Origin of the sequence: Bhargavaea beijingensis, from assembly GCF_900101985.1 — a bacterium.
Taxonomy (GTDB): Bacteria; Bacillota; Bacilli; order Bacillales_A; family Planococcaceae; genus Bhargavaea; species Bhargavaea beijingensis.
Genome location: NZ_FNAR01000010.1, coordinates 1 through 20,614, shown reverse-complemented (window position 1 = coordinate 20,614; position 20,614 = coordinate 1). Strand labels below are relative to the sequence as shown.

Sequence of the window (20,614 nt, the reverse complement as noted above, 5' to 3'; positions counted from 1 at the left end):
CGAAACAAAAAACGGGGAACCGCAGGCTCCCCGTTTTCCATTCTCAATCCCAGTAATACATGAAGCCAATCGCACCGGGACCGGTGTGGGTACTGATGATGGGAGAAGTGAACATCATCTTCACGTCATTGAAGCCGTCCTCTTCGATCATTTGCTTGAGCGGATCTGCCATCGCCAGGCCGTTTGCATGCGAGATGCCGACTGCCCGGAGTTTGCGGCCGACTGTCTGCTCCTTGAAACTGTTGAAAAGTTGGCGCACGACTTGCTTATGGCTTCTTGCCTTACCGACAGGTGTGTAAACTCCGTCCTTCAGTGCCGCAATCGGCTTGATGTTCATCAAAGAACCGATCATGGCTTTCCCTTTTCCGATCCTGCCGCCTTTTACAAGGTTTTCAAGCGTATCCACGACCACATACAGTGCGGTGTTTTTCCGGATCGTGTCGACCCGCTCCAAAATTTCTTCGAAGTCTTTCCCGTCCTTTGCCATCTTTGCAGCCTCCTGAACTTGGAATGACAAACCGAAGGAGATAAACTCCGAATCGATCACGGTCACGTCGGCATCGGCAAGTTCGGCTGCGGCCCGGGCCGACTCGACGGTTCCGCTCATGCCGCCGGTCATATGGATGGACAGGATTTTTCCGCCTTCCTTACCGAGAAGTTCATACAGTTCCTTAAATACACCGACAGGCGGCTGGGAACTTTTCGGAAGCTCCACGCTTTCCGCCATCATGTCCAGGAATTCTTCCGGGGACAGATCGACCTGATCGACATACGTTTTGCCGTCGATCTGGATGGAAAGCGGCACGACGTGGATGCCGAGCTCGCGGACGGTCTCCCTGCTGATATCTGCTGTTGAGTCTGTTACGATATGAATGGTTGTCATCTTGTCGCCCCTTCAGATTGCGCTGATTCGCTTGCTGGTATTGGTGGTAAGAGAAGAATAGAATCCGGCGGACGGCAAAGTCAAGAAAAGAGAGGTGGAGGCCTTGGCCTTTGATTACAAGAACAATAAGGAAGAATTGTGGAATGCCATCACGCACGGACTCGGTTTCGTCCTGAGCATTCCCGCACTTGTCTTCCTCATCCTGAAAGGCAGCGAGTACCGGTCGGCACTCCATGTAACCGCCTATACCATTTTCGGCGTATCCATGCTCGTGCTGTACCTCATGTCGACATTGCTTCATAGTATGCCAGCCAAATATAAGCGATTCTTTTCGATCCTCGACCATTCGTCGATTTATGTGCTGATTGCGGGAACCTACACCCCGCTCGTCCTGACCTCGCTCGGCGGGACGCTCGGCTGGACCCTGTTCGGAATCGTATGGGGGCTTGCAGTCCTGGGAATTCTGTTCAAGGTATTCTTTATCCACCGGTATGAAGCGGTATCCCTCATCTTCTACATCGCGATGGGTTGGCTGATCGTTTTTGCAATCCGGCCGCTCCATTCGGTGATCGGCACCGGCGGGATCACGCTGCTCGTCATCGGCGGCCTGTTGTATACCGTCGGGGCCATCTTCTACGCCTGGCGCCGGATTCCGTACAATCATGCCATCTGGCATCTGTTCGTCATCGGCGGAAGCGCCGCGATGTATTTCTCCATATTGCTGTATGCATGAGGGCAGCCGGGTTTCCGGCTGTCTTTTGATATTTCCAGATTTAAGCCGGGTTTCCGGTTTCCTGCTGCTGTTTTTCAGCGGCCCGTTCCGACGTTGCTTCACGGATTCTGTCTTGGATGAGCCGGGTGATCTCGGCGGCGGATCGGTCAAGGATCTCCTGGTGGCTGATGGCTTCCAGGACGTCGACCGTGACATGGGCCGGTCGGATCCGGTTGTTGTTCCGCTCCATGATGTCGGACGTTCCATGGATGGCGACCGGGACGATCGGGACCTCGCCTTCTTTTGCGATACGGACGAATCCGGATTTGAAGTCACCCGGCTTTCCGCCCCGGCTTCTCGTTCCCTCCGGGAAAATGAGCATCGAGTGGCCGGATCGGAGTTTTTCCGCCATGTCATAAATGGAACGGACGGCGCTTCGCCTATCCGAGCGGTCGACGAACACACAGTTCATCTCTTCCATCCACTTCCGGATGACCGGCAGTTTCCTGACTTCTTCTTTGGACATGAATCCGAACGGCTTTGGAAGATGGGCGATCAAAACCGGGATGTCAAAGTTCCCTTCATGGTTGCTGACGAACAGCACCGGCCCGTCCGGCAAGTTTCCTTTGATGGACATACGGATGTCGCTGTTTGTCCTGCGCAAAATGCCGGTTGCCCACCTTCTCGGCTCCCTGATGACCGTATCGGCCAGCTTTTCCGGAGAGGCGTCACCCTTCATCCGGCGGACCTGCCTGAGAGCCGGGATGGAAAAAGGCAGATAGCCGAAAAGATAGCCATATGTCCGGATTGACCTTACCACGTTCAAAGTGTCTTCTTCCTCTCATATATCCGGTAGTCATACCGGATGCCATCATCCGACTCATGTTCTTCCGATTGGGAGACGAGCACCCAGCCTTCCTTGTAGTCAGGAAAATAGGTATCCCCGTCGAACGGTTTCCTGATGAGCGTGATATAGAGCCGGTCGGCCCGCTCCATCAGTTCATCGAACAGGCCGGCGCCTCCGATGACCATCACTTCAGGCGCATAGTCCTCTGCCCGGCTGATCGCCTCATCAACGGAATTTACGACGACGGCACCCTCGGCCTGATATTCAGGATTTCGGGTGACCACGATATTCAGGCGCCCGGGAAGCGGACGGCCGATCGATTCAAACGTCTTGCGTCCCATGACCATTGCCTTGCCCATCGTCTGTTTTTTAAAATACGCAAGGTCACCCGGCAAATGCCATGGCAACTGATTGTCTTTTCCGATCACGAGATTCGGATCGTGTGCCACAATATAGGAAATCATCGTTTGTCCTCCTTTATGATCAGACTGCTATCGGCGCTTTGATCCTCGGATGCGGGTCATATCCTTCCACGCGGATGTCCGCCGTTTCCAGCCCGAAAATCGATTTATCGCCTGCGTCAATGACAAGCGACGGTAGCTTTCTGGGCTCGCGGGAAAGCTGCTCGTTCACCTGATCGAAGTGGTTGGAATAGATATGGGCGTCACCGAGCGTATGGACAAACTCGCCCGGTAAAAGTCCGGTTTCACGCGCGATCAGATGGGTCAGGAGCGCATAGGATGCAATGTTGAACGGCACCCCGAGAAAAACATCCGCACTGCGCTGATAAAGCTGGCAGGAAAGCTTGCCGTCCGCCACATAAAACTGGAACAGTGTGTGGCACGGCGGCAGCGCCATGTCTTCTACCTCAGCCGGGTTCCATGCGCTAACAATATGGCGCCGGGAATCCGGGTTGTTGCGGATCGATTCGATGACGTTTTTGAGTTGGTCGATCGTCCCGCCCCGACCGTCCGGCCACGAACGCCACTGTCTGCCATAAACCGGCCCGAGATCTCCGTAAGCTTCAGCAAACCGGTCATCCGACAGGACCTTTTCACGGAATTGATCCATTTCCTCATCAAGGATCGCCTTGAATGCCGGATCCGTTGCTGCACGGCGGCCAAAGTCCGTCATGTCAGGACCCCTGTATTCGTCGCTTTTTACGTATTTTTCAAATGCCCATTCATCCCAGATCGCGTTTTTTTCCGCCATCAGTGTACGGACATTGGTGTCCCCTTTGATGAACCAAAGCAGTTCAGACACGATCAGGCGGAACGCCGTTTTCTTCGTTGTCATGAGCGGGAACCCCTCACTCAGGTCGAACCGCATCTGATGGCCGAAAATGCTCCGTGTCCCGGTGCCCGTGCGATCCCCCTTGTCCGTCCCGTTTTCCAAGATGGTTCTGCAAAGCTGCAGGTATTGTTCCATCGATCCAACCTCCCATGGCCCGCAACCGGACCGTATTCCATACAGGATTTTTATGTAGGTCTACATTCCGGAAAACATGTTTCCGCACTCCTTATTGTACGGGAGAATCGAGAGGGAATAAAGAAAAGACCCGGCTGGGGATCAAGTCCCAATCGGATCTTCACGATAGCCATTTCGGTGGTGTGTTTTTCGACCAGAAGATATCGCCCAGCTCAATGTGCCGGCTGTATCCGTCTTCGGAAGTATGGTAATGGAAGTTAAAGTAATAACCGTCGAGCGGACGCTTGTCCGTCCGGACGTGAAAGCGGATCAGGTCCTCACCGCTACCTGTGTCAAAAATGTGAAAGATTTTTTCAGAGTAGCCGCCTGCCGGCTGTTCGCTGATGGAAAGTGAGCGGATTGCGTCATCATCAATAGAAGCAAGCGTCATCTCGATCGCTTCTTCAATCTTCGGGAGGATGACCTGATCGAATTCACCGGAGATGGCCGGACCGATTTTCGTTCCGAACTTCTCGTACGACTGATCACGTGCTGCGGTCTTTGCAAGCTCTGAAAAAGGCGCATCCTCAACTTCTGTAAGTGTCGCGGGCAGTTCGGCCGCAACGGCAGTCCCGGCACTGCCCGCTACCTCTTTATGGTCCCGTTCGTCCAGCAGCTGATCCCAGATTTCATGGCTCGGTGTGATAAATCCCAAAGTGACAAGCGCAACGGCAGCCATCAGTGATTTCCGGATCCACTTCTTCATGGTCTTCCCCCCGTTCTTCTATTGGCCGGCAGATCCTGCCCCTGTTTTGGATAGTGGTTTCCTTCTCGCTGTTTTCATTGTACAATAGACGAGGACTCAATATAAATAGTTCCCAAGCTCCAAAGGAGGTACAATGATGGACGCAAGCATCTGGATCGGAATCGGCTTCCTCGGGCTTCTTGCCTATCTGAGCTACTTCAACTTCACTCACTGATCAGCAAACAAACGCCCCTTTTCCGGGGAACGAGAAACTCCCTGAGCATGGTGCTCAAGGAGTTTTTTCTATAGTTGTGGAATCCGTTTGTTGCCCCATCAGCCGTTTGTAGGCATTTTCCTCTTCCGACAGGGCGGCAGACAGAATCTTACGGGTTGCCGAAAGGTAAATGGCCGCGGTCTCCGCGTTGCCTGCTTCCGCCTCTTCGATTCCCTTGGGGATCTGCTCAAGAAGCAGTTTCATTTTGGCCCTCGTCCGCTCACGGGCATCGTGGATCTGGTTAAGCCGTTCTAATTCCTGTTCTAATTGATCAAACATACGAATATCTCCTTCCTGGGATAGAGCGCCGTCCGCAGCGGGAACGGCAACACCCCAAACGATGAATAATCCAATTATACAAGAATCAATGGTTTTTTTATACTTTTTTGTCTTTTCAACATAAAACCAGCCGCACGGGTGATCCGTGCGGCTGGTTTTTAGGATTCGATGTTGAGATAACCGTAATGAAACTTGGTGTTCGGGCGGTCGATTCGGGTGAAGCTGTACCGATCAAACAACTCCGACCGGAAGTGGGCTTTCAGTACGATTCTCCGCCGGGCGACCCGGACAGCTTCCGAAAACAACCGGTCATCCGGCCGGTCGTGGATCCCTGCAGAACGCAGTGGCGCGAAGGCGGCAGCTTCCTCGATTGCTTCCTCGAACATCGGATCCAGGTAAACGATGTCGTAACTGTCCGCCCCGCAGCTTTCCAGAAAATCGGCAGCTTGTGCATTCCGCACCCCGATCCGGCGCATGGCGTCCAGCACCTCTTTCGGTGAGTCGGTGTAGGTCGCCAGTCCATGGCCGACAAGATAAGCGACAATCGGGTCGGCTTCACAAGCTGTCACCAGTCCGGAGCGCCCTGTGACAAACGATGCGACCGTGCTGTCGGAAGCAAGGCCCATTGTGCAGTCGAGGAATGAATCTCCCACCCTCAGATTACACGCATCGACCATGGCATCTCTTCCTCCGCACTGCAGCCGCTTGATGCGGATGGCGGCAAGTCCCGGGTGGAAAAACAGGGGCTTCACATCAGGATCGGAGTGATACTCGTACCGCTCCTTGCCGGCCACGACCACCGGCCGGCCAAACTCCCGCATGAGTTTCCTGACAGAACGTTTTTTGCGCGGCACAAATTCCGTGCCGATTTCACACGCCACTTGCTCTGCAAGCCGGACACTCTCACCGTCCGGGTGCTGGCCGGTGGTGACGACGGGCAGGTTCACTTCACCATCTGCCGGAGAACACCGGAAACATGTGACTGGACCTGCTCCAGGTCATGGTCTTCGATCTGCTCACGCGGGATGAAGTATTTCAGCTCGGAGCCTTCAAGCACCGCAATCGACGGCGAGCTCGGAGGCACTTCCTCGAAATACCCGCGCATTTTCTCTGTCGCTTCCCGGTCCTGGCCGGCGAATACCGTGACGAGGTTGTCGGGTTTTTTCTCTAGTTCCTCCAACGCCCCGGTCACAGCAGGACGCGCAAGTCCTGCCGCGCAGCCGCATACGGAATTGATGACGACGAGTGACGTGCCTTCCGCGGACGCCATGAAAGCATCCACTTCTTCCGCCGTTGTCAGCTCCTGGAACCCCTGGTCCGTCAATTCACGTCGCATCGGTGCTGCCACCTGTTTCATATACGATTCATATGCTTCCATTATTCATTCCCCTTTCGCTTTCGTTCTCATCTCGGTCATCTGCTTCCACATTGACCCCTTTGCTTCCTCCCCGCCTTCTATGCGGGCCGCGGCCATTTTGGCTTGGAGCTTAACCTCGAATTCCGGGTCGTCTTCCATCTCCTTCAATGCAGGAAGCGCCTTTTTCGTACCGGTTTCGTACAGGTACATCGCACCGCGCCAGCGGACGATCTTGCTTTTGTCCTTGAGCGTGCGGATGGCGAGATCCTCGAATTCAGGGAATCCGAGGTCACTCATTGCATCGGCTGCCGTGCGGCGGACCGGTGCGCTCTTGTCTTCCATCGCCTGTTCGATATAAGGGACAACGGCCGCGTCCTCGATCATGCCGAGATAAACGACGGCCAGGCGGCGGACGGACATCTTCTCGTCCTTCAGCGCCTCCATCAGAAGCGGCACGTCGGACATGTCCGGATCGGGCAGCTGATCCAGCAGCCGGAACCGTTCTTCCCAGCTGCCGGCCGCCCGGTACTCTTCAAGCGTCACGTTTCGGCGGCCGAGGACAGGCGCTTCTTTTGTCTCGCTGCCGGCTTCCATGATGGCATCCAGCCGCTCCTGCGGGTAGGCGGCCTCGAGCTCCTTGACGATCTCTTCGCCAATTTCCTTTTTGTCACCGTACCGGATTCCGTAATCCGCCCATTTTCGCTGAAGGATGTAGTTCTCGTCGTCCCCTTCCATGAGCACGTTCATCGCGTCGACAAACCGCTGTCCGAGACCGAATCGTTCCTCGCCGCGGTCGTCGAACACCTTTACCTGGAGCGGGACGCCTTTGTATTGCTGGATATGGATGTACACTTCTCCAAAGTGCTCGTCCGCTTCTGCCGCTTCGGTGCTTTCTTGTTCCTGCTCCTCTCCGAACACTTCACGGACGCCCGCCAGGATCGGTTCCCAGTCATACTTGCCGCTCCGCTCAATCGCGAGAAAGTCCATGACGTGATAGATGCCTTTCACGCCTTCGATCTCGAAAATCTGCCGGATAAACTCCGGGGCTTCTTCCAGGCTGTCCGGCTTATAGTTGAACGCCCTGCCGAATGGCAACTCCCTGTCGATCACGATTTTCATCGAGTTCGGGCTCGGCGTCGGTTCGATTGTAACGATTTTCATGTCTGATGCCTCCATTGTAAATCATGATTCGGCGAGTTCTTCCAGATAGCTCCACCGCTCGATGAGGGCTTCATACTCCTGATTGAGTTCATCCAGCCGGGCGGAAATCTCACTTACTTTCCCGTAATCGGCCCCGGCGCCGGCCAGCGCTTCTTCCGCCTCCATGATTGATTGCTCGGCAGACTCGATCTCACTGCCGATGTTTTCCCATTCCTTTTTCTCACCGAGCGTCATCTTCTTTTTCTTTGGCTTTACCGGCTGCTGTGCCGGTTTCCCGGAAACAGCCGACGCGCCGGCATCCTCTTTTTCCTGCATTGCCGCCTTTTCCAGGTAATCCGTATAAAGCCCGAGCTCCTGTGTGACTTCCCCGGAACCGTCAAGGACCCACAGTTTGCGGGATGTCCGGTCCAAGAAAAACCGATCGTGGGAAATCGTCACGACGACACCCGGGAACGAGTCGATGAATGTCTCAAGGACGGACAATGTCTCCAGGTCGAGGTCATTTGTCGGCTCGTCGAGCAGCAGGACGTTCGGCTGCTCGATCAGCAGCCGCAGCAGATACAGCCGCTTCCGCTCGCCACCGGACAGCTTTCCGATCAGCGTGCCGTGGACGTTCGACGGAAAAAGGAACTGCTCGAGCATCTGCACGGCGGAATACCGCGATCCGTCCTGCCTCCCGATGTCATTCGACGCCTCCATGACATAAGAAATGATCCGCTGATTCGGATCCATCTCCGGCAGGTGCTGCGTGAAATGAGCGATCTTCACCGTCTCGCCGCGGATCAGTTCCCCGCTGTCCGGCCGGATGGACCCGGCCAGCAGATTCATGAGCGTCGACTTGCCCGCCCCGTTCGGTCCGATGACCGCCACGCGGTCTCCGCCCTGAAGCAGGAATGAAAAGTCTTTGATGATTTCCCTGCCGCCATATCCTTTCGTGATCTGCTCCCCCTCAAGCACTTTCTTGCCGAGGCGCGACGACGCAAGCGACAGATCAAGAGGATCCGGACCGTCTTCTTTTTTCACTTTCTCCGACAGTTCCTCAAACCGGCCGATCCGGGCTTTCTGTTTGGTCGAGCGGGCTTTGGCGCCCCTCCTGATCCATTTCAGCTCATTCCGGTAGCGGTTCTTGTTTTTCTCGAAAGTGGCCTCTGCCTGCTCGATCCGGAGCGCCTTCGCCTCGAGGAAATCCGAATAGGTCCCCCTATGGCTGTAAAGCGTCCGGTCGGCCAGCTCGTAAATCTTCGTCGCGACCGAATCCAGGAAGTAGCGGTCATGCGTGATAAATAGAATTGCGCCGCCAATCTGCTTCAGGTAATCCTGGAGCCACTCGATCGAAGCGACGTCCAGATGGTTGGTCGGCTCGTCCAGCAGCAGGAGATCCGCCGGCTCGAGCAGCACCTTGGCCAGCGCCACCCGCTTGCGCTGGCCGCCTGAAAGGCTGCCGGTTTTCGCTTCATAATCGGAGATGCCCAGTTTCGAGAGAATCGTTTTTGCCCTTGCGTTCAGATCCCACCCTCCGTCAGAGTCCATCCGGTTCTGCAGCTTCGCAAACCGGTCCTGGGACGCTGCGCTTTCCGGGTCGCTTCCGAGTTCGCGAAGCGCCTCCTCATATTGCCGGTTCAGCCGGATCAGCGGGGAATCCCCGCCAAACACGGTCTGAAGCACCGAGCGCTCAGGATCCGGCTGCGGGTCCTGAGGCAGATGGGCAATCCGGTAATCATTCGGATGGTCAAACGAAGACGTGTCCGCATCCAGCGCTCCGGCGATGATTGACAAAAGAGTCGACTTGCCGGTCCCGTTGATGCCGATCAGGCCGATGCGGTCCCCTTCGTTGATGGTGAAGCTGATATCGTTGAACAGTGTCTTGTCGCCGACAGTCTTTGTCAGGCCCGACACGATGAGATGCCCCATGCTAGCCACTTCCTATTCCGTATATAGACAGTTCCATCATACTAAAAATAGAGGTCCGGAACCAATCCTGCTGTTTTGCCCCCTTTCAGAGGAAAATTTTTTCAGAATCTTAACCTTTCCGGGAAACGATATTGATACAATGGTAGCAGGTGACAATCACAATCACACACAAGGGGGGAGCGAATTGAAATTCCGGCTGACGAAAGAAGAGAAAAGCTGGGCGTTTTACGACTGGGCCAACTCCGCCTATTCCATCATCATCACTACAGCCGTCTTCCCGCTGTTTTATAAGGCGGCAGCAACCAATGCAGGCGTAAGCGCGACCGACTCGACAGCCTATCTTGGCTATACCATCTCCATCTTCACATTCATCCTTGCGCTGCTGGCGCCGGTGCTGGGCACAATTGCGGATTACCGGGGCATGAAAAAGAAGTTTTTCACCGCCTTCTTTATCTTGGGGACGGGAGCCACGGCCGCACTTGCCTTCATCCCGTCAGATAACTGGCTGATGCTGCTCGTCGTCTACACGTTCGCCGCCCTCGGCTCGACAGGAGCGAATGTGTTCTATGACTCGTTCCTCACCGATGTCTCCACTTCCGAACGCATGAACCGGGTTTCGGCGTTCGGTTACGGAATCGGGTATATCGGCAGCACGATCCCGTTCATCCTCTCGATCACCATCATCCTGTTGTCGCAGTCAGGCGTCCTTCCGCTGTCCGTGACCAATGCCAGCCGCGCCGCATTCCTGATCACCGCCGTTTGGTGGCTCCTGTTCTCGGTGCCGATGTTCCGCCATGTGCACCAGATCCACTTTATCGAACCTGAACCGAAACCGGTGGTGCAGGCATTCAAGCGTCTCGGCAACACGTTCCGGGAAATCAGGAAATACCGGGGGCTGTTTTTGTTCCTGCTTGCCTACTTCTTCTACATCGACGGTGTCGGCACGATCATCTCCATGTCGACCGCGTATGGCTCGGATCTCGGCATCGATACGAACAGCCTGCTGATCGTCCTGTTTGTCACACAGGTTATCGCCGCTCCGTTCGCGGTCATCTATGGCCGGCTCGCCGACCGGTACGGGACGAAACAGATCCTTTATGTCGGCATCGCCGTCTACACATTTGTCTGCATCTATGCTTATTCAATGGATTCCGTCGCCGACTTCTGGGTGCTTGCAATGCTCGTCGGTACCTCGCAGGGCGGCATCCAGGCACTTAGCCGATCCTACTTCGGCAGGCTTGTCCCGAAAGAGAACTCCAACGAATTCTTCGGCTTCTACAACATCTTCGGGAAATTTGCTTCGATCATGGGACCGCTTCTCGTCGGCGTCACCGCCCAGATGACCGGCAACACAAACGCCGGCGTCTTCAGCCTTGTCATACTGTTCATCATCGGCGGCATCATTTTGTACTTCGTCCCGAATCCCTCACGATATGAGCCGGTGCCGGAAACCCCTTAATTTCATGTTTTCTGACTGACCGTCCAGACTGGCTGGAGCAGCCGGATGGTCTTTTTTTTGCCCTTTGACTGACGTTCACGTTAAAATAGTGGCATTTAACTCGGCTTGCCGGGTCCATCAACAGGATAAGAAGGGTTGTCCATGAAACAAGTTTGGAAAATTTTCTCGACAGACATCGTGAATTTATCAAAAAATTGGGTGGCTGCAATTCTCGTAGGAGGTCTTGTCTTCCTTCCCTCCCTCTATGCATGGTTCAACATTTATGCATCCTGGGATCCCTATGGGAATACCGACCGGTTGCCGGTTGCGGTCGTCAATGAAGATCAGGGAGCAACAGTGCGTGATGATGAAATCGATGTCGGCAGTCAGCTTGTCGATTCGCTCAAAGAAAACGATACGATCAACTGGAAATTCACAGAGCGGAAAGATGCGCTGAAGCGGGTGGAAAACGGAGAGTACTTTGCCGCAATCATCGTTCCGGAAGACTTCTCCGAAAAGTTGGCTACAGTGACGAGCGGACACCCCCAAAAAGCGACGATGGAGTACTATGTGAATGAAAAAACCAATTCCATCGCTCCAAAAATCACTGAAAAAGGCGCATCTGCCATCGTCGAAACCGTCAGCAAAGAGTTCACCTCCACCGTGAACAGCGTCATTTTCGACATGTTCAACAAACTGGGCATCGAGTTGCAAACAGACCTTCCTGACATTGAGAAATTCGAACAATATGTATTTTCCATGGAAGAAAAATTGCCGGGCGTCCAAAAATTGCTGGAATCGGTTCTGAACGATGCCGACCAGGCTCAAGCTCTCCTCAGCCAGGCAGAACAAAAAATGCCGGAGGCCAAGCGGCTGACTGCCGAAGGTCTCAGTACAGTCAATCAAACGCTCGGTTACCTGGATACAGCCGAACAGCAGCTCGCGGCGCTTGAGCCGCAGATCGAAAAAGATCTGGAGACGGCCGCCCGTGTCTCCGGCGAAATCAACGACATGCTGCTTGAAATCCAAAAAGCAGACCTCGACACAACCCAACTGGATACAGCCAAAAGTGGGTTGGATGATAAAATGACCGAAGCCATACAATCCGTCGATAACATCCAGAAGCAACTGCTCCTGTTAAAAGAGATCAATCAGGATGCTTCGGAAACCCCCGTTCCCGAAGCCGATCAGGAAGAGGCGCCGACATTGCCCGAAGAAGATTTGCAGGGCAGACAGACGGAGTCATCAGCAGCCGGCCAATCCGCGATTGACAACGCCATCCAGACAACCGGGCAGCTGAAATCCGCGCTCCAGGAAGCGCAGGACAACGCCCGGGCGGTCGAAGAGGCAGCCGCCGGCTATGTGGAACAGGCAAAAGGTTGGGTGAATGATGTTCAGGGGATTGCCCAGAATGTTTCGGTCAGTATCGACAGTTACACGAAAACATACAACGAGACCATTAAACCGACGATCCAGAAGGAGATCAAAGATGCCCGCAGCACGCTGGCCGAGGCAAGGGATCTGCTGTCGGGCATACAAGCCACCCTTCCTGAGGCCGAAAAGATTATCACCAGCACATCCGGCCACCTGTCGGAAGGGGAACAAGGGATCGAAGAGGCGCTTAACCAATATCCGTATGTCTATACAAAGATCACCGAACTGGCGGACCGGATCCGTTCCGTGCAGGGTGAAACGGACATCAATGAAATTATCGATCTGCTGTTGAACGATCCAGAAGCCGAGAAGAGCTTTTTCGAAGAGCCGATCCTGCTTCATGAGAACAAACTGTTCCCGATCGAAAATTATGGCACCGGCATGACGCCGTTCTACACGGTACTTTCCATATGGGTAGGATGTCTGTTGCTCGTCTCTCTGCTTTCGACAGACATCCATCATGCCGAGCAATTTTCTCAGAAGACGGTTTATTTCGGCCGTCTGCTGCTGTTCCTTCTGATCGGAGTGCTGCAGTCACTGATCGTGACGATCGGGAATATCCTGGTTCTCGGTGTTGACGTTGCCGAACCGCTCGGCTTCGTCTTATCAGGTCTGCTGATCAGCACCGTGTTCATGACCATTGTATATACGCTCGTCTCTGTTTTCGGAGACGTCGGAAAAGCCATGGCGATTGTGCTGCTGGTTCTCCAGATTGCCGGTTCAGGGGGGACTTATCCGGTCGTCCTGTTGCCTGATTTCTTCCAGATGATCAGCCCCTACCTGCCGTTCACCTATGCAATTGATCTCATGAGGGAAATGACCGGTGGTGTCGTTCAGGCGCGTATTGCAAAAGATATACCGATACTGGTCGGTATCGGAGCAGCCATGATGGTCTTCGGTTCCTTCCTTAAACCGATCTTGAACAAGTGGATGAATCAGATTCTGAAGAAATCACGTGAATCCGGCTTATTCCATTAATTCTCCGGAAGAACACGCCATGCCTTTCCGGAGGCCACTGAGAAATCCCCCAAAAAGAGCCATCACTTTCAAAGTGATGGCTCTTTTACGCCTATTAGGACACGCTAAGGCTCATTCATGTTCTCCAATAGATCCGGAGGCCTGTGAATGCCGTCATTTCCCCCCGGCTGCCGATTTCGAACCGGATTCTTTTACCGGTCCTTCCATTAACGAACCGCCCGGGGCCTGCAGGATGCAATTCATCGACACGCCCGCCGGAAGTCAACGTCAAGTTGTTTCGTTCCGCATGGATACGGAACCCGTCCGGGTCTTCTTCATTCCCGTAGAATCCGGCGAATGACATCCGTTCACCGGGAGATTGCGCCAAATTCGGAAGAGAGACAGCCGCCTCTTCAGAAGACTTTCCGAGCACTGTACAGACGGCGCCTTTCATCAGCTTTTCCGCGGACACGCCCGTCCGGTTCGTGAGGACGGCAACCGTGACACCCTGATCCGGAAGAAAGCCGAAAGACGAGGAGACACCCGGCTGGCCTCCCCCGTGATGGACAAGGACGCTACCCCCGAAATCTGGCGTGAGCATCAGACCATGGCCATAGAAGGAGGTTTCATCGACCTCAGCGACAAGTTCTTGCATCCCAGCCGGATCCACATTCCCGAGCACTGATTTCCTGAATGCCTGGTCCGTATACAATCTTCCGTAGACAAGCAGGTCATTCACCGTCGAACGGATGCCGCCTCCGACCGCGTAATTGCCGAGCCCCGGCCAGTTCGCCGGCTGAAGATCTTCCGTATATTGAACGGCGGTGTTCGTCTCCTCCCCCTGTTCCGGCGGCGTGAACGATGTCCTGTTCATTCCGGCTGGCCGGACAATGCGCTCCATGATGAATTCACGGTAGTCCATGCCTGCCGCCTTTTCGATCACCGCGCCGAGCAGCAGGAACGCATCATTCGAATAGCTGATCTGCCCCCCGGGTGGACCAATCGGGTTGAGTTCCAGGCTTTCCAAATACCTGATGTGTTCACCGAATTCTGTAAGCTCTTCACGGCGTCTGACCGGCGGCATGCGCGTTGTATGAGAAAGGAGATGACGAATGGTCGTGCTCCTTAAAACGGGAATCGTCCCTGCTTCCGGCAAATGTTCAATCACCGGATCCGCAACCGAAAGTTTTCCTTCCGCAGCCAGAATATGTACGGCAAGCGCCGTAAATGATTTCGTAACAGATGCCGTTCCGAATACCGTGTCCGGTGTCACTTTTGTGGCACCTTCCACATCAATGTTGCCGAAGCCATTTACAAAAAGGGGGGCCCCGTTGCGGGCGACCCCCACTGCCATTCCGGGAATCCCTTCCTCCACCCGGAGTTTCTCTGCAAACTGTTCAAATGCATTCCATTTCATATCTTTTTCCCCCTTCCCCACTCTTATTCGACTGCCGGGCCTGGTGTCCTTCCCCTATTCAAAAAGGAAGCCTCCCTCAGCATCATGCAAAGGAAGGCTTCTGTTCATTTCAAAACAAATTCGGTCGAGCTATGGCCCGCCTTCGACTTGGTCACCTTGAGGACCGCCGGCATGGCAGACTTGAGTTCCTCGACATGCGAGATGACGCCGACCACGCGGCCGTTGCGCTGCAGTCCGATCAGCGCTTCGATGGCTTTTTGCAGCGACTCCGGATCGAGCGAACCAAACCCTTCGTCGATGAACATGGTATCGACACGGATGTTTCCGCCGAAGCCCTGGATGACGTCCGCCATTCCGAGAGCGAGGGAAAGCGACGCATTAAACTTCTCACCTCCGGAAAGGGTCCGGACATCCCTCGCCTGTCCCGTATAGGCATCGTACACATCAATGCCCAGGCCGCTCTGCCGCCCGCGGGCTTCCTGCCGGTCGCTGCGGAGAAGTTCAAACTGGCCGTTCGACAGATCTTTCAGCCGCTCGTTTGCCGCCAGCAAGATGCGCTCCAGGTATTCAATCTGAAGATATCGCTCAAATGACAGCTTATCTGCGTTCTGGCCGCGGATCAGATCATGAAGGCCCGCTACCTTGCCTAGTTTTTTCTCCATCGCTTCCGCTTCGGCTGCGGCCTCCCGCATGGCGGCAATGCCTTTTCTGATCGTGTTCAGTGTGTTGCGGGAGTGGATCAGCCGTTCCTGCGCCTGCTCGAATGCAACTTTTGCATTTTCAGCAAGTTTCCGGAGGCCGACCAGGTCCGCACGATCGCTGCCTTCAAGACTTGCGGCCAGTTCACTTTCCCTCAGCCTGACGGCGTGCAGGTCGTTCTCGAACGACCGGATGGCCGCTTCCATTTCGTCCGCAAGATGATCTGGCATGAGCGCCGCCCGGTAAGCCCCAGAAGAGTTGAATGTTGATGCGGCAAGCTTTTCCTGGAATGCGGCAGCCGCTGCAACGAGCCGGTTTTCTGCTTTTTCTTTTTGGCTGCGGGCGAAAGCAAGTGACTGCTCCGCAGCCTTCCGCTTGTCCGACGCGTTGGCGGCGGCCGCTTCCAACTGTTCCTTGAGACGATCGTGATTTCCGATCTGATTGCGGAATTCCGCCAGGCTTGCCTCAAGCGTGCGGATGTCTCCATAACCTTCCGGTATCGATCGTTCCAGCCCTGCGATTGTCGCTTTTAGCGAGGCAATCCTGTTGGAAGTGCCGGCCAGCTCCTCTGTAAGCTTTGTCAGCCTGGCTGCCATCTCGTCTGCTTTTACCCGGAGAGTCTCTTCGTCTTTCCGCACCGATGCAAGACGGTTGCGGCGCGACTTGGCCGCTGCAATGTCATCTTTCAGCTGTTCTGCTTCTTTCTTCTTAACGGAGAGAATGTCGGCAGCACCGGAAGCCTCCAAACCCCGTCCTGCAAGGCGGTCAGCGGCTTTCTCCAGCAGGCCGCTCTGAATCTGGAGGGCACCTGAAGAGCTGAGCGCATCGGATTGGGCTCTGAGAAATGTCGCCTCGGCCGCTTCAAGCTCCTCGGCATCCGGGCCGTCCGCCGCGCGGGCAGGCGCAGGATGTTCAGCACTGCCGCACACCGGGCATGGTGAGCCATCATGGAGATGAACGGCAAAGGCTGCGGCCTGGCTGTCTTGCAGCTGCTTTTTCAGCCGCTCCAGCATAGACTCAGCCTCTTCCTTCCATCGTACGTCACGCTCTGCAGTTTCCGCCGCATTTTTGACAGTTTCCTGGAGGCGGAGATGTTCAGCCAGCAGCTCGCAGTCCCTCTCGGTTGATGTAAGCCGTTCATGCAGGTCATCGGTGCATGCAAGGGCTGCTTCAAGGGCCGAGATGTCCTCGCGGAGCGATTCCTGCCTGTTCCGGAGCTTTCCCGCATCCGTGCGCAGTGACTCCGTCCCTTCCAGCAGCCTGCTTTGGACCGCCCCGGCAGTTGCCAGGTCTTGAAGCGCTTGTTCCCGCTCTTGCAGGCGGGGACGGGCTTCTTCAAGCCGCTCTGCTTCCCGCCTCTTGGCATCGATATGCGGGTCTTGTTCCCTCACTTCGAATGCCCGTGAAGCGGCTTCCGCCTCGGCTTGCTGTGATGCGGTCAGCGTCTGGTCCGCCTGTTCGACGGCCTGAACCGCCTGCTTTTGCTCCTGCTCAGCTTCCGACATCTTCTCTTCAAAAGGACGAATTCTCGCTGCAAGTCGGGCAAGGGTGACAGCGCGGCGTTTTTCTTCCATGATAGGCAGCTGTTCATTCAGTTGAGACAATTGCCGCTTTTTTTCTTCCCATTCTACCAAACGTGTATTGAGTTCCTCTGCAGCGGACAGTCGACGGTTGGCTTCCGCGAGATCAACTTCCCTCTGTTCCACTTCTTTTGCCAGCCGCTCCGCCTCGGCTGTCCGGCGCTCTTGCTCGTCAAATAGCCCCTCGATCACTTTTCCGGTGTTCGGGTGTTCGTCGGAAAGGCTGGCCCCCAGTTCCTCACGAAGGTCGGGCAGTGTATCAAGCAGGTGCCGGGACTGCCAGGCAATCCGGCCCGAAGCTTTTTTCCATTCCGCCTCGACGGCTGATTTCCGCTCTTTCAAGACTGCTTCCATGTCTTTGTATTTCTTGGTGCGGAAAATCTTCCGGAAGATCTTTTCCTTGTTTTCCGTATCGGACGTCAGCAATTTCCGGAACTCGCCTTGCGGCAGCATCACAATCTGGCTGAACTGGTCGTGGCTGAAGCCGATCAGGTCAGCCACTTTCGCATTGACCTCGGTCGTCATCTGTCGGTCCGTGACCGGCTTTTCCGATTCCCCGTCTACCCTGAACAGCTCAATCCGATCGCCGGTCGCGCTCTTGTTCCCTGCCTTTACATGGGGCATGCGGCGCATGATGCGGTAGGTGGCTCCGCCCGACTCGAACCAAAGCTCGACTTCTGTATGTACTTGGTCATCCGCAAAGTCGGAGCGCATGCTCCGGTCCTCACGCTCTTCACCGCTCGCCTTGCCGTACAGGGCGTAGCAGATGGCATCGAAAATCGTCGTCTTCCCGGAACCGGTCGGGCCCGAGATGGCAAACAGACCACGGTCCCCCAGTTCCCTGAAGTCAATTGTTTCGCATTCCTTATAGGGCCCGAATGCCGTCATCTTCAACTTGAGCGGTCTCATCGTTTCACCGCCTCCTTCACGGTCTCGTGTTCATTTGCCAGCAGCTCATCCAGCACGCTCCGGAACAGCTCCTCGGTCTCCTCATCAGGCGCACTGCCGGTGATTTCCTCGTGGAAGGCCCGGAACATGCCGGCATCATCCATCTCATCCGTCCGTCTGGCCGGCTTGTCCGTTGCGTCAGGCCGGACCGGCATCACCCGGGAAACATGCAGGGCGTTCGGGAAGACAGACCGCATCCGCTCCATCGGATACAGGACAGGCGTTTCATCGAGAAGACGGACAAACACATAGTCTTCGGAATGCGGCATCTCAAGAACTTCAGCAAGCGTCCCCTCGACCGTCCTCATGTCACGCCGCGGGACTAGCGGCCGGTGCTCGGCGGACACCCGCCCCTCGCCGTCCAGTTCCACACAAAGGAACCCCTTGTTGTGGGTCTCTTCGGAAATTGAATACTTCAGTGGAGATCCGGAATACCGGACCAATGGATTCCCGACAGCATGGGCCCGGTGAAGGTGGCCGAGCGCTGTGTAATGGAACTTTCCGAAGCGCCCCGCATCCACGTATTCCGCCCCGCCGACTGACAGTGGGCGTTCGGATGTGCTGGTGTTCTCCTCGGGCTCCGCACCGGGTGTCACGAAGGCATGACCGACCAATACGTGTCGTGCCGCCGTATCAAGATTGCCGCAACGGTGCTCAAGCAGGCACCGCATCGCCTCATCATGGTTCGTCACCGAATCGTCTTCATACAATGCCCTGACAACTGATGGGTCGGCAAACGGCAAACAGTGGAAATGAACTTCGCCGTGCTCGTCATCCAAGATCACCGGAGCGGCATCCCGTTCCAGGATACCGGCCATATGGAACCCTTTCTCCTTCATAAAGCCGCTGCCGAAATGGAGTCGGTTCGGGCTGTCATGGTTACCGGCGACCGCGATGACCGGAATTCCGAGACCGAGCACGATTTCCGAGAGGACGTCATCAAGCAGGCGCACCGCATCCGTCGGCGGAACCGCCCGGTCGTACAGATCGCCTGCGACGATGACGGCATCCGGCCGTTCCGTCCGTGCCGCTTCAATCAACTGCTCAAGCACATGGCGCTGATCCTCCGTCATATGCACCCCCTGGACGATCTTGCCCAAATGCCAGTCAGCAGTATGGAAGATTTTCATCTATTTCCCACCTTTTCATCCGAGTCTTTATCTATTCAAATGATTATACCATCTCGATCATGTCGCATAAGACCGTTTTCTGGCTCAGCCGCTTCTCCCGGCCAGCAAGACTTCCGCCTCGAGAGCGATCTCGACATTCCCTCTGATGGCCCGGCTGATCATGCAGGACGTCTCCGCCTTTTCTGTCAGGCGACTGGCAAGGGAGAGCTTCTTCTCGTCTGTTCCTGCTGCAAGCACCAGCTTCGGCTTATGCATAATCTTCCTATAGCTAAAGACCCCATTGGTCACATCTACGGTTGCCTCGGAATCCATTGTCAGCGACTCCTTGTCGATGCCGGAACGTTCCAGCATGGCGGCAAGCGTAATGATATAGCAGGTCGCCGCCGCCCCCAGAAGCATTTCATCCGGATTCGTTCCGACACCCGGGCCGTCCATTTCAGGTGGGATCGAGATTTCCGTCTTCAGGTTACACGCTTCGATGGTGCCGACATCATTCCGGAGACCCGGCCAATCCGCTTTCAGTTTAAAGATATGTTCTGCCACGGAATCACCTCTCTCTTTCCCTTCATGGTAGAACAGATGTGCGCACATTAGCAAGAACAAATAAACACTCGATATCCGTTGAGGCGGGTGCTGGTCTGGGATGCCGGGCGTTTTGGTTTCTCCTTTTGTAAAGGCACGAGAGAGAGGCTTCGTCCAGGACGGCGGGCATCTCGATTTAAAAGAACAGAGCTGCTGGTTGCTGGTCACCGGTTTAAATTTGTATATTTTTCCGTTTGCTGATATGATAAAGAGAATTATTTTTGTTCGGTGTAAAGGATAAGATGAATATTCTCTTTTCATCTTGATAATACTATGGACACGAATAGTAATATAATGTGCGGTAATGCACTAGGAGGCAACGAAAATGGAACAAGGTACAGTAAAATGGTTTAACGCAGAAAAAGGTTTTGGCTTTATCGAACGCGAAGGTGGAGACGATGTATTCGTACACTTCTCCGCAATCCAAAGTGACGGATTCAAATCTTTGGATGAGGGCCAAAAAGTTACGTTTGACGTTGAGCAAGGCGCTCGCGGAGCTCAAGCGGCTAACGTTCAAAAAGCTTAATCTTAAATCGTTTATACAAACAGGCCCTTTTTAAAGGGCCTCAGACTGTAGACAAAGTGAGTATATTACTCCGTTGTCTGCAGTTTTTTTCTTTTCCATAAAATCCTCCGGATTTCCGCTGCGGGCCCTCGCTTACCGCGGGCGTTGCCTTAGCCTCCTCGAGCTTCGCTCTGCGGGGTCTTCGGCTAACGCTTTTCCCGCAGGTGTCTCGGGCCCTCCGCTTCAATCCGCCATATGGCTTATTGAGGCAAACCGTACCTGTTTATATAATCGAATGAACAGACTACAAAACGGGTGATGAATATGCTGTTGAAATCGAATGGAACC

At 54.8% G+C, this 20,614-nt stretch carries 18 protein-coding genes; 4 read left to right on the top strand and 14 right to left on the bottom strand.

What is annotated here, in order from left to right; all coding sequences use genetic code 11:
• Positions 1-43: 43 nt before the first annotated feature.
• A complete protein-coding gene (locus BLT01_RS08800; protein WP_092097256.1) occupies positions 44-883 on the bottom strand; it encodes a DegV family protein in 840 nt (279 codons plus the stop codon).
• Positions 884-986: 103 nt separating this feature from the next.
• Here BLT01_RS08800 and trhA point away from each other — a divergent pair, with 103 nt between their 5' ends.
• Entirely contained in the window at positions 987-1,616 is a 630-nt protein-coding gene (trhA, locus tag BLT01_RS08795; protein WP_092097253.1) for a PAQR family membrane homeostasis protein TrhA, read from the top strand.
• A 40-nt stretch (positions 1,617-1,656) separates the two neighbouring features.
• On the opposite strand, the gene BLT01_RS08790 is transcribed toward trhA, so the two are convergent.
• The 9 genes from BLT01_RS08790 to BLT01_RS08750 form a co-directional block, all read right to left on the bottom strand.
• On the bottom strand, positions 1,657-2,415 hold the full coding sequence (locus BLT01_RS08790) for a lysophospholipid acyltransferase family protein (protein WP_245696906.1): 759 nt from the start codon (positions 2,413-2,415) through the stop codon (positions 1,657-1,659).
• Positions 2,416-2,417: 2 nt separating this feature from the next.
• Positions 2,418-2,906, bottom strand: a complete 489-nt coding sequence (locus BLT01_RS08785; RefSeq protein ID WP_092097247.1) for a dihydrofolate reductase — start codon at positions 2,904-2,906, stop codon at positions 2,418-2,420.
• A gap of 19 nt (positions 2,907-2,925) precedes the next feature.
• Complete coding sequence (locus BLT01_RS08780; RefSeq protein WP_092097244.1) at positions 2,926-3,870, bottom strand: thymidylate synthase; 945 nt, start codon at positions 3,868-3,870, stop codon at positions 2,926-2,928.
• Between the two features lie 160 nt (positions 3,871-4,030).
• The gene (locus tag BLT01_RS08775; protein ID WP_092097241.1) at positions 4,031-4,615 is read right to left on the bottom strand and encodes a YpjP family protein; all 585 of its coding nucleotides are present in this window, start codon (positions 4,613-4,615) and stop codon (positions 4,031-4,033) included.
• 268 nt (positions 4,616-4,883) lie between these two features.
• Positions 4,884-5,147, bottom strand: coding sequence for a hypothetical protein (locus BLT01_RS08770; RefSeq protein ID WP_092097239.1), 264 nt, complete (start codon positions 5,145-5,147; stop codon positions 4,884-4,886).
• Positions 5,148-5,305: 158 nt separating this feature from the next.
• A complete protein-coding gene (locus BLT01_RS08765) occupies positions 5,306-6,094 on the bottom strand; it encodes a class I SAM-dependent methyltransferase (protein WP_092097236.1) in 789 nt (262 codons plus the stop codon).
• A complete protein-coding gene (locus BLT01_RS08760) occupies positions 6,091-6,525 on the bottom strand; it encodes a BrxA/BrxB family bacilliredoxin (RefSeq protein WP_092097233.1) in 435 nt (144 codons plus the stop codon). The genes BLT01_RS08765 and BLT01_RS08760 overlap by 4 nt, the downstream gene beginning before the upstream one ends.
• 3 nt (positions 6,526-6,528) lie before the next feature.
• Positions 6,529-7,665 (bottom strand): conserved virulence factor C family protein, encoded by a 1,137-nt coding sequence (locus tag BLT01_RS08755; protein WP_092097231.1) that lies wholly within the window; start codon positions 7,663-7,665, stop codon positions 6,529-6,531.
• Between the two features lie 21 nt (positions 7,666-7,686).
• Positions 7,687-9,576: an ABC-F family ATP-binding cassette domain-containing protein gene (locus BLT01_RS08750; RefSeq protein WP_092097228.1), complete on the bottom strand. Its 1,890-nt coding sequence runs from the start codon at positions 9,574-9,576 to the stop codon at positions 7,687-7,689.
• Positions 9,577-9,760: 184 nt separating this feature from the next.
• Between BLT01_RS08750 and BLT01_RS08745 the strand changes: the two genes are divergently transcribed.
• The gene (locus BLT01_RS08745) at positions 9,761-11,035 is read left to right on the top strand and encodes an MFS transporter (RefSeq protein ID WP_245696902.1); all 1,275 of its coding nucleotides are present in this window, start codon (positions 9,761-9,763) and stop codon (positions 11,033-11,035) included.
• Positions 11,036-11,176: 141 nt separating this feature from the next.
• Positions 11,177-13,426 carry a YhgE/Pip domain-containing protein gene (locus BLT01_RS08740; RefSeq protein ID WP_092097223.1) on the top strand — a complete coding sequence of 750 codons (2,250 nt, stop codon included), beginning with the start codon at positions 11,177-11,179 and terminating at the stop codon, positions 13,424-13,426.
• A gap of 115 nt (positions 13,427-13,541) precedes the next feature.
• Here the strand turns inward: BLT01_RS08740 and BLT01_RS08735 are convergent, their stop codons facing one another.
• The 4 genes from BLT01_RS08735 to BLT01_RS08720 all read right to left on the bottom strand — a co-directional run bounded on the left by BLT01_RS08735 (position 13,542) and on the right by BLT01_RS08720 (position 19,722).
• On the bottom strand, positions 13,542-14,822 hold the full coding sequence (locus BLT01_RS08735) for a serine hydrolase domain-containing protein (protein ID WP_092097221.1): 1,281 nt from the start codon (positions 14,820-14,822) through the stop codon (positions 13,542-13,544).
• Between the two features lie 104 nt (positions 14,823-14,926).
• Positions 14,927-18,010, bottom strand: coding sequence for an AAA family ATPase (locus tag BLT01_RS08730; protein ID WP_092097219.1), 3,084 nt, complete (start codon positions 18,008-18,010; stop codon positions 14,927-14,929).
• Positions 18,007-19,179 carry an exonuclease SbcCD subunit D gene (locus BLT01_RS08725; protein WP_092097217.1) on the bottom strand — a complete coding sequence of 391 codons (1,173 nt, stop codon included), beginning with the start codon at positions 19,177-19,179 and terminating at the stop codon, positions 18,007-18,009. The genes BLT01_RS08730 and BLT01_RS08725 overlap by 4 nt, the downstream gene beginning before the upstream one ends.
• Positions 19,180-19,263: 84 nt before the next feature.
• Positions 19,264-19,722 (bottom strand): OsmC family protein, encoded by a 459-nt coding sequence (locus BLT01_RS08720; protein ID WP_092097214.1) that lies wholly within the window; start codon positions 19,720-19,722, stop codon positions 19,264-19,266.
• Positions 19,723-20,086: 364 nt separating this feature from the next.
• Here BLT01_RS08720 and cspC point away from each other — a divergent pair, with 364 nt between their 5' ends.
• Entirely contained in the window at positions 20,087-20,287 is a 201-nt protein-coding gene (gene cspC / locus BLT01_RS08715) for a cold shock protein CspC (protein WP_092097212.1), read from the top strand.
• Positions 20,288-20,614 lie beyond the last annotated feature (327 nt).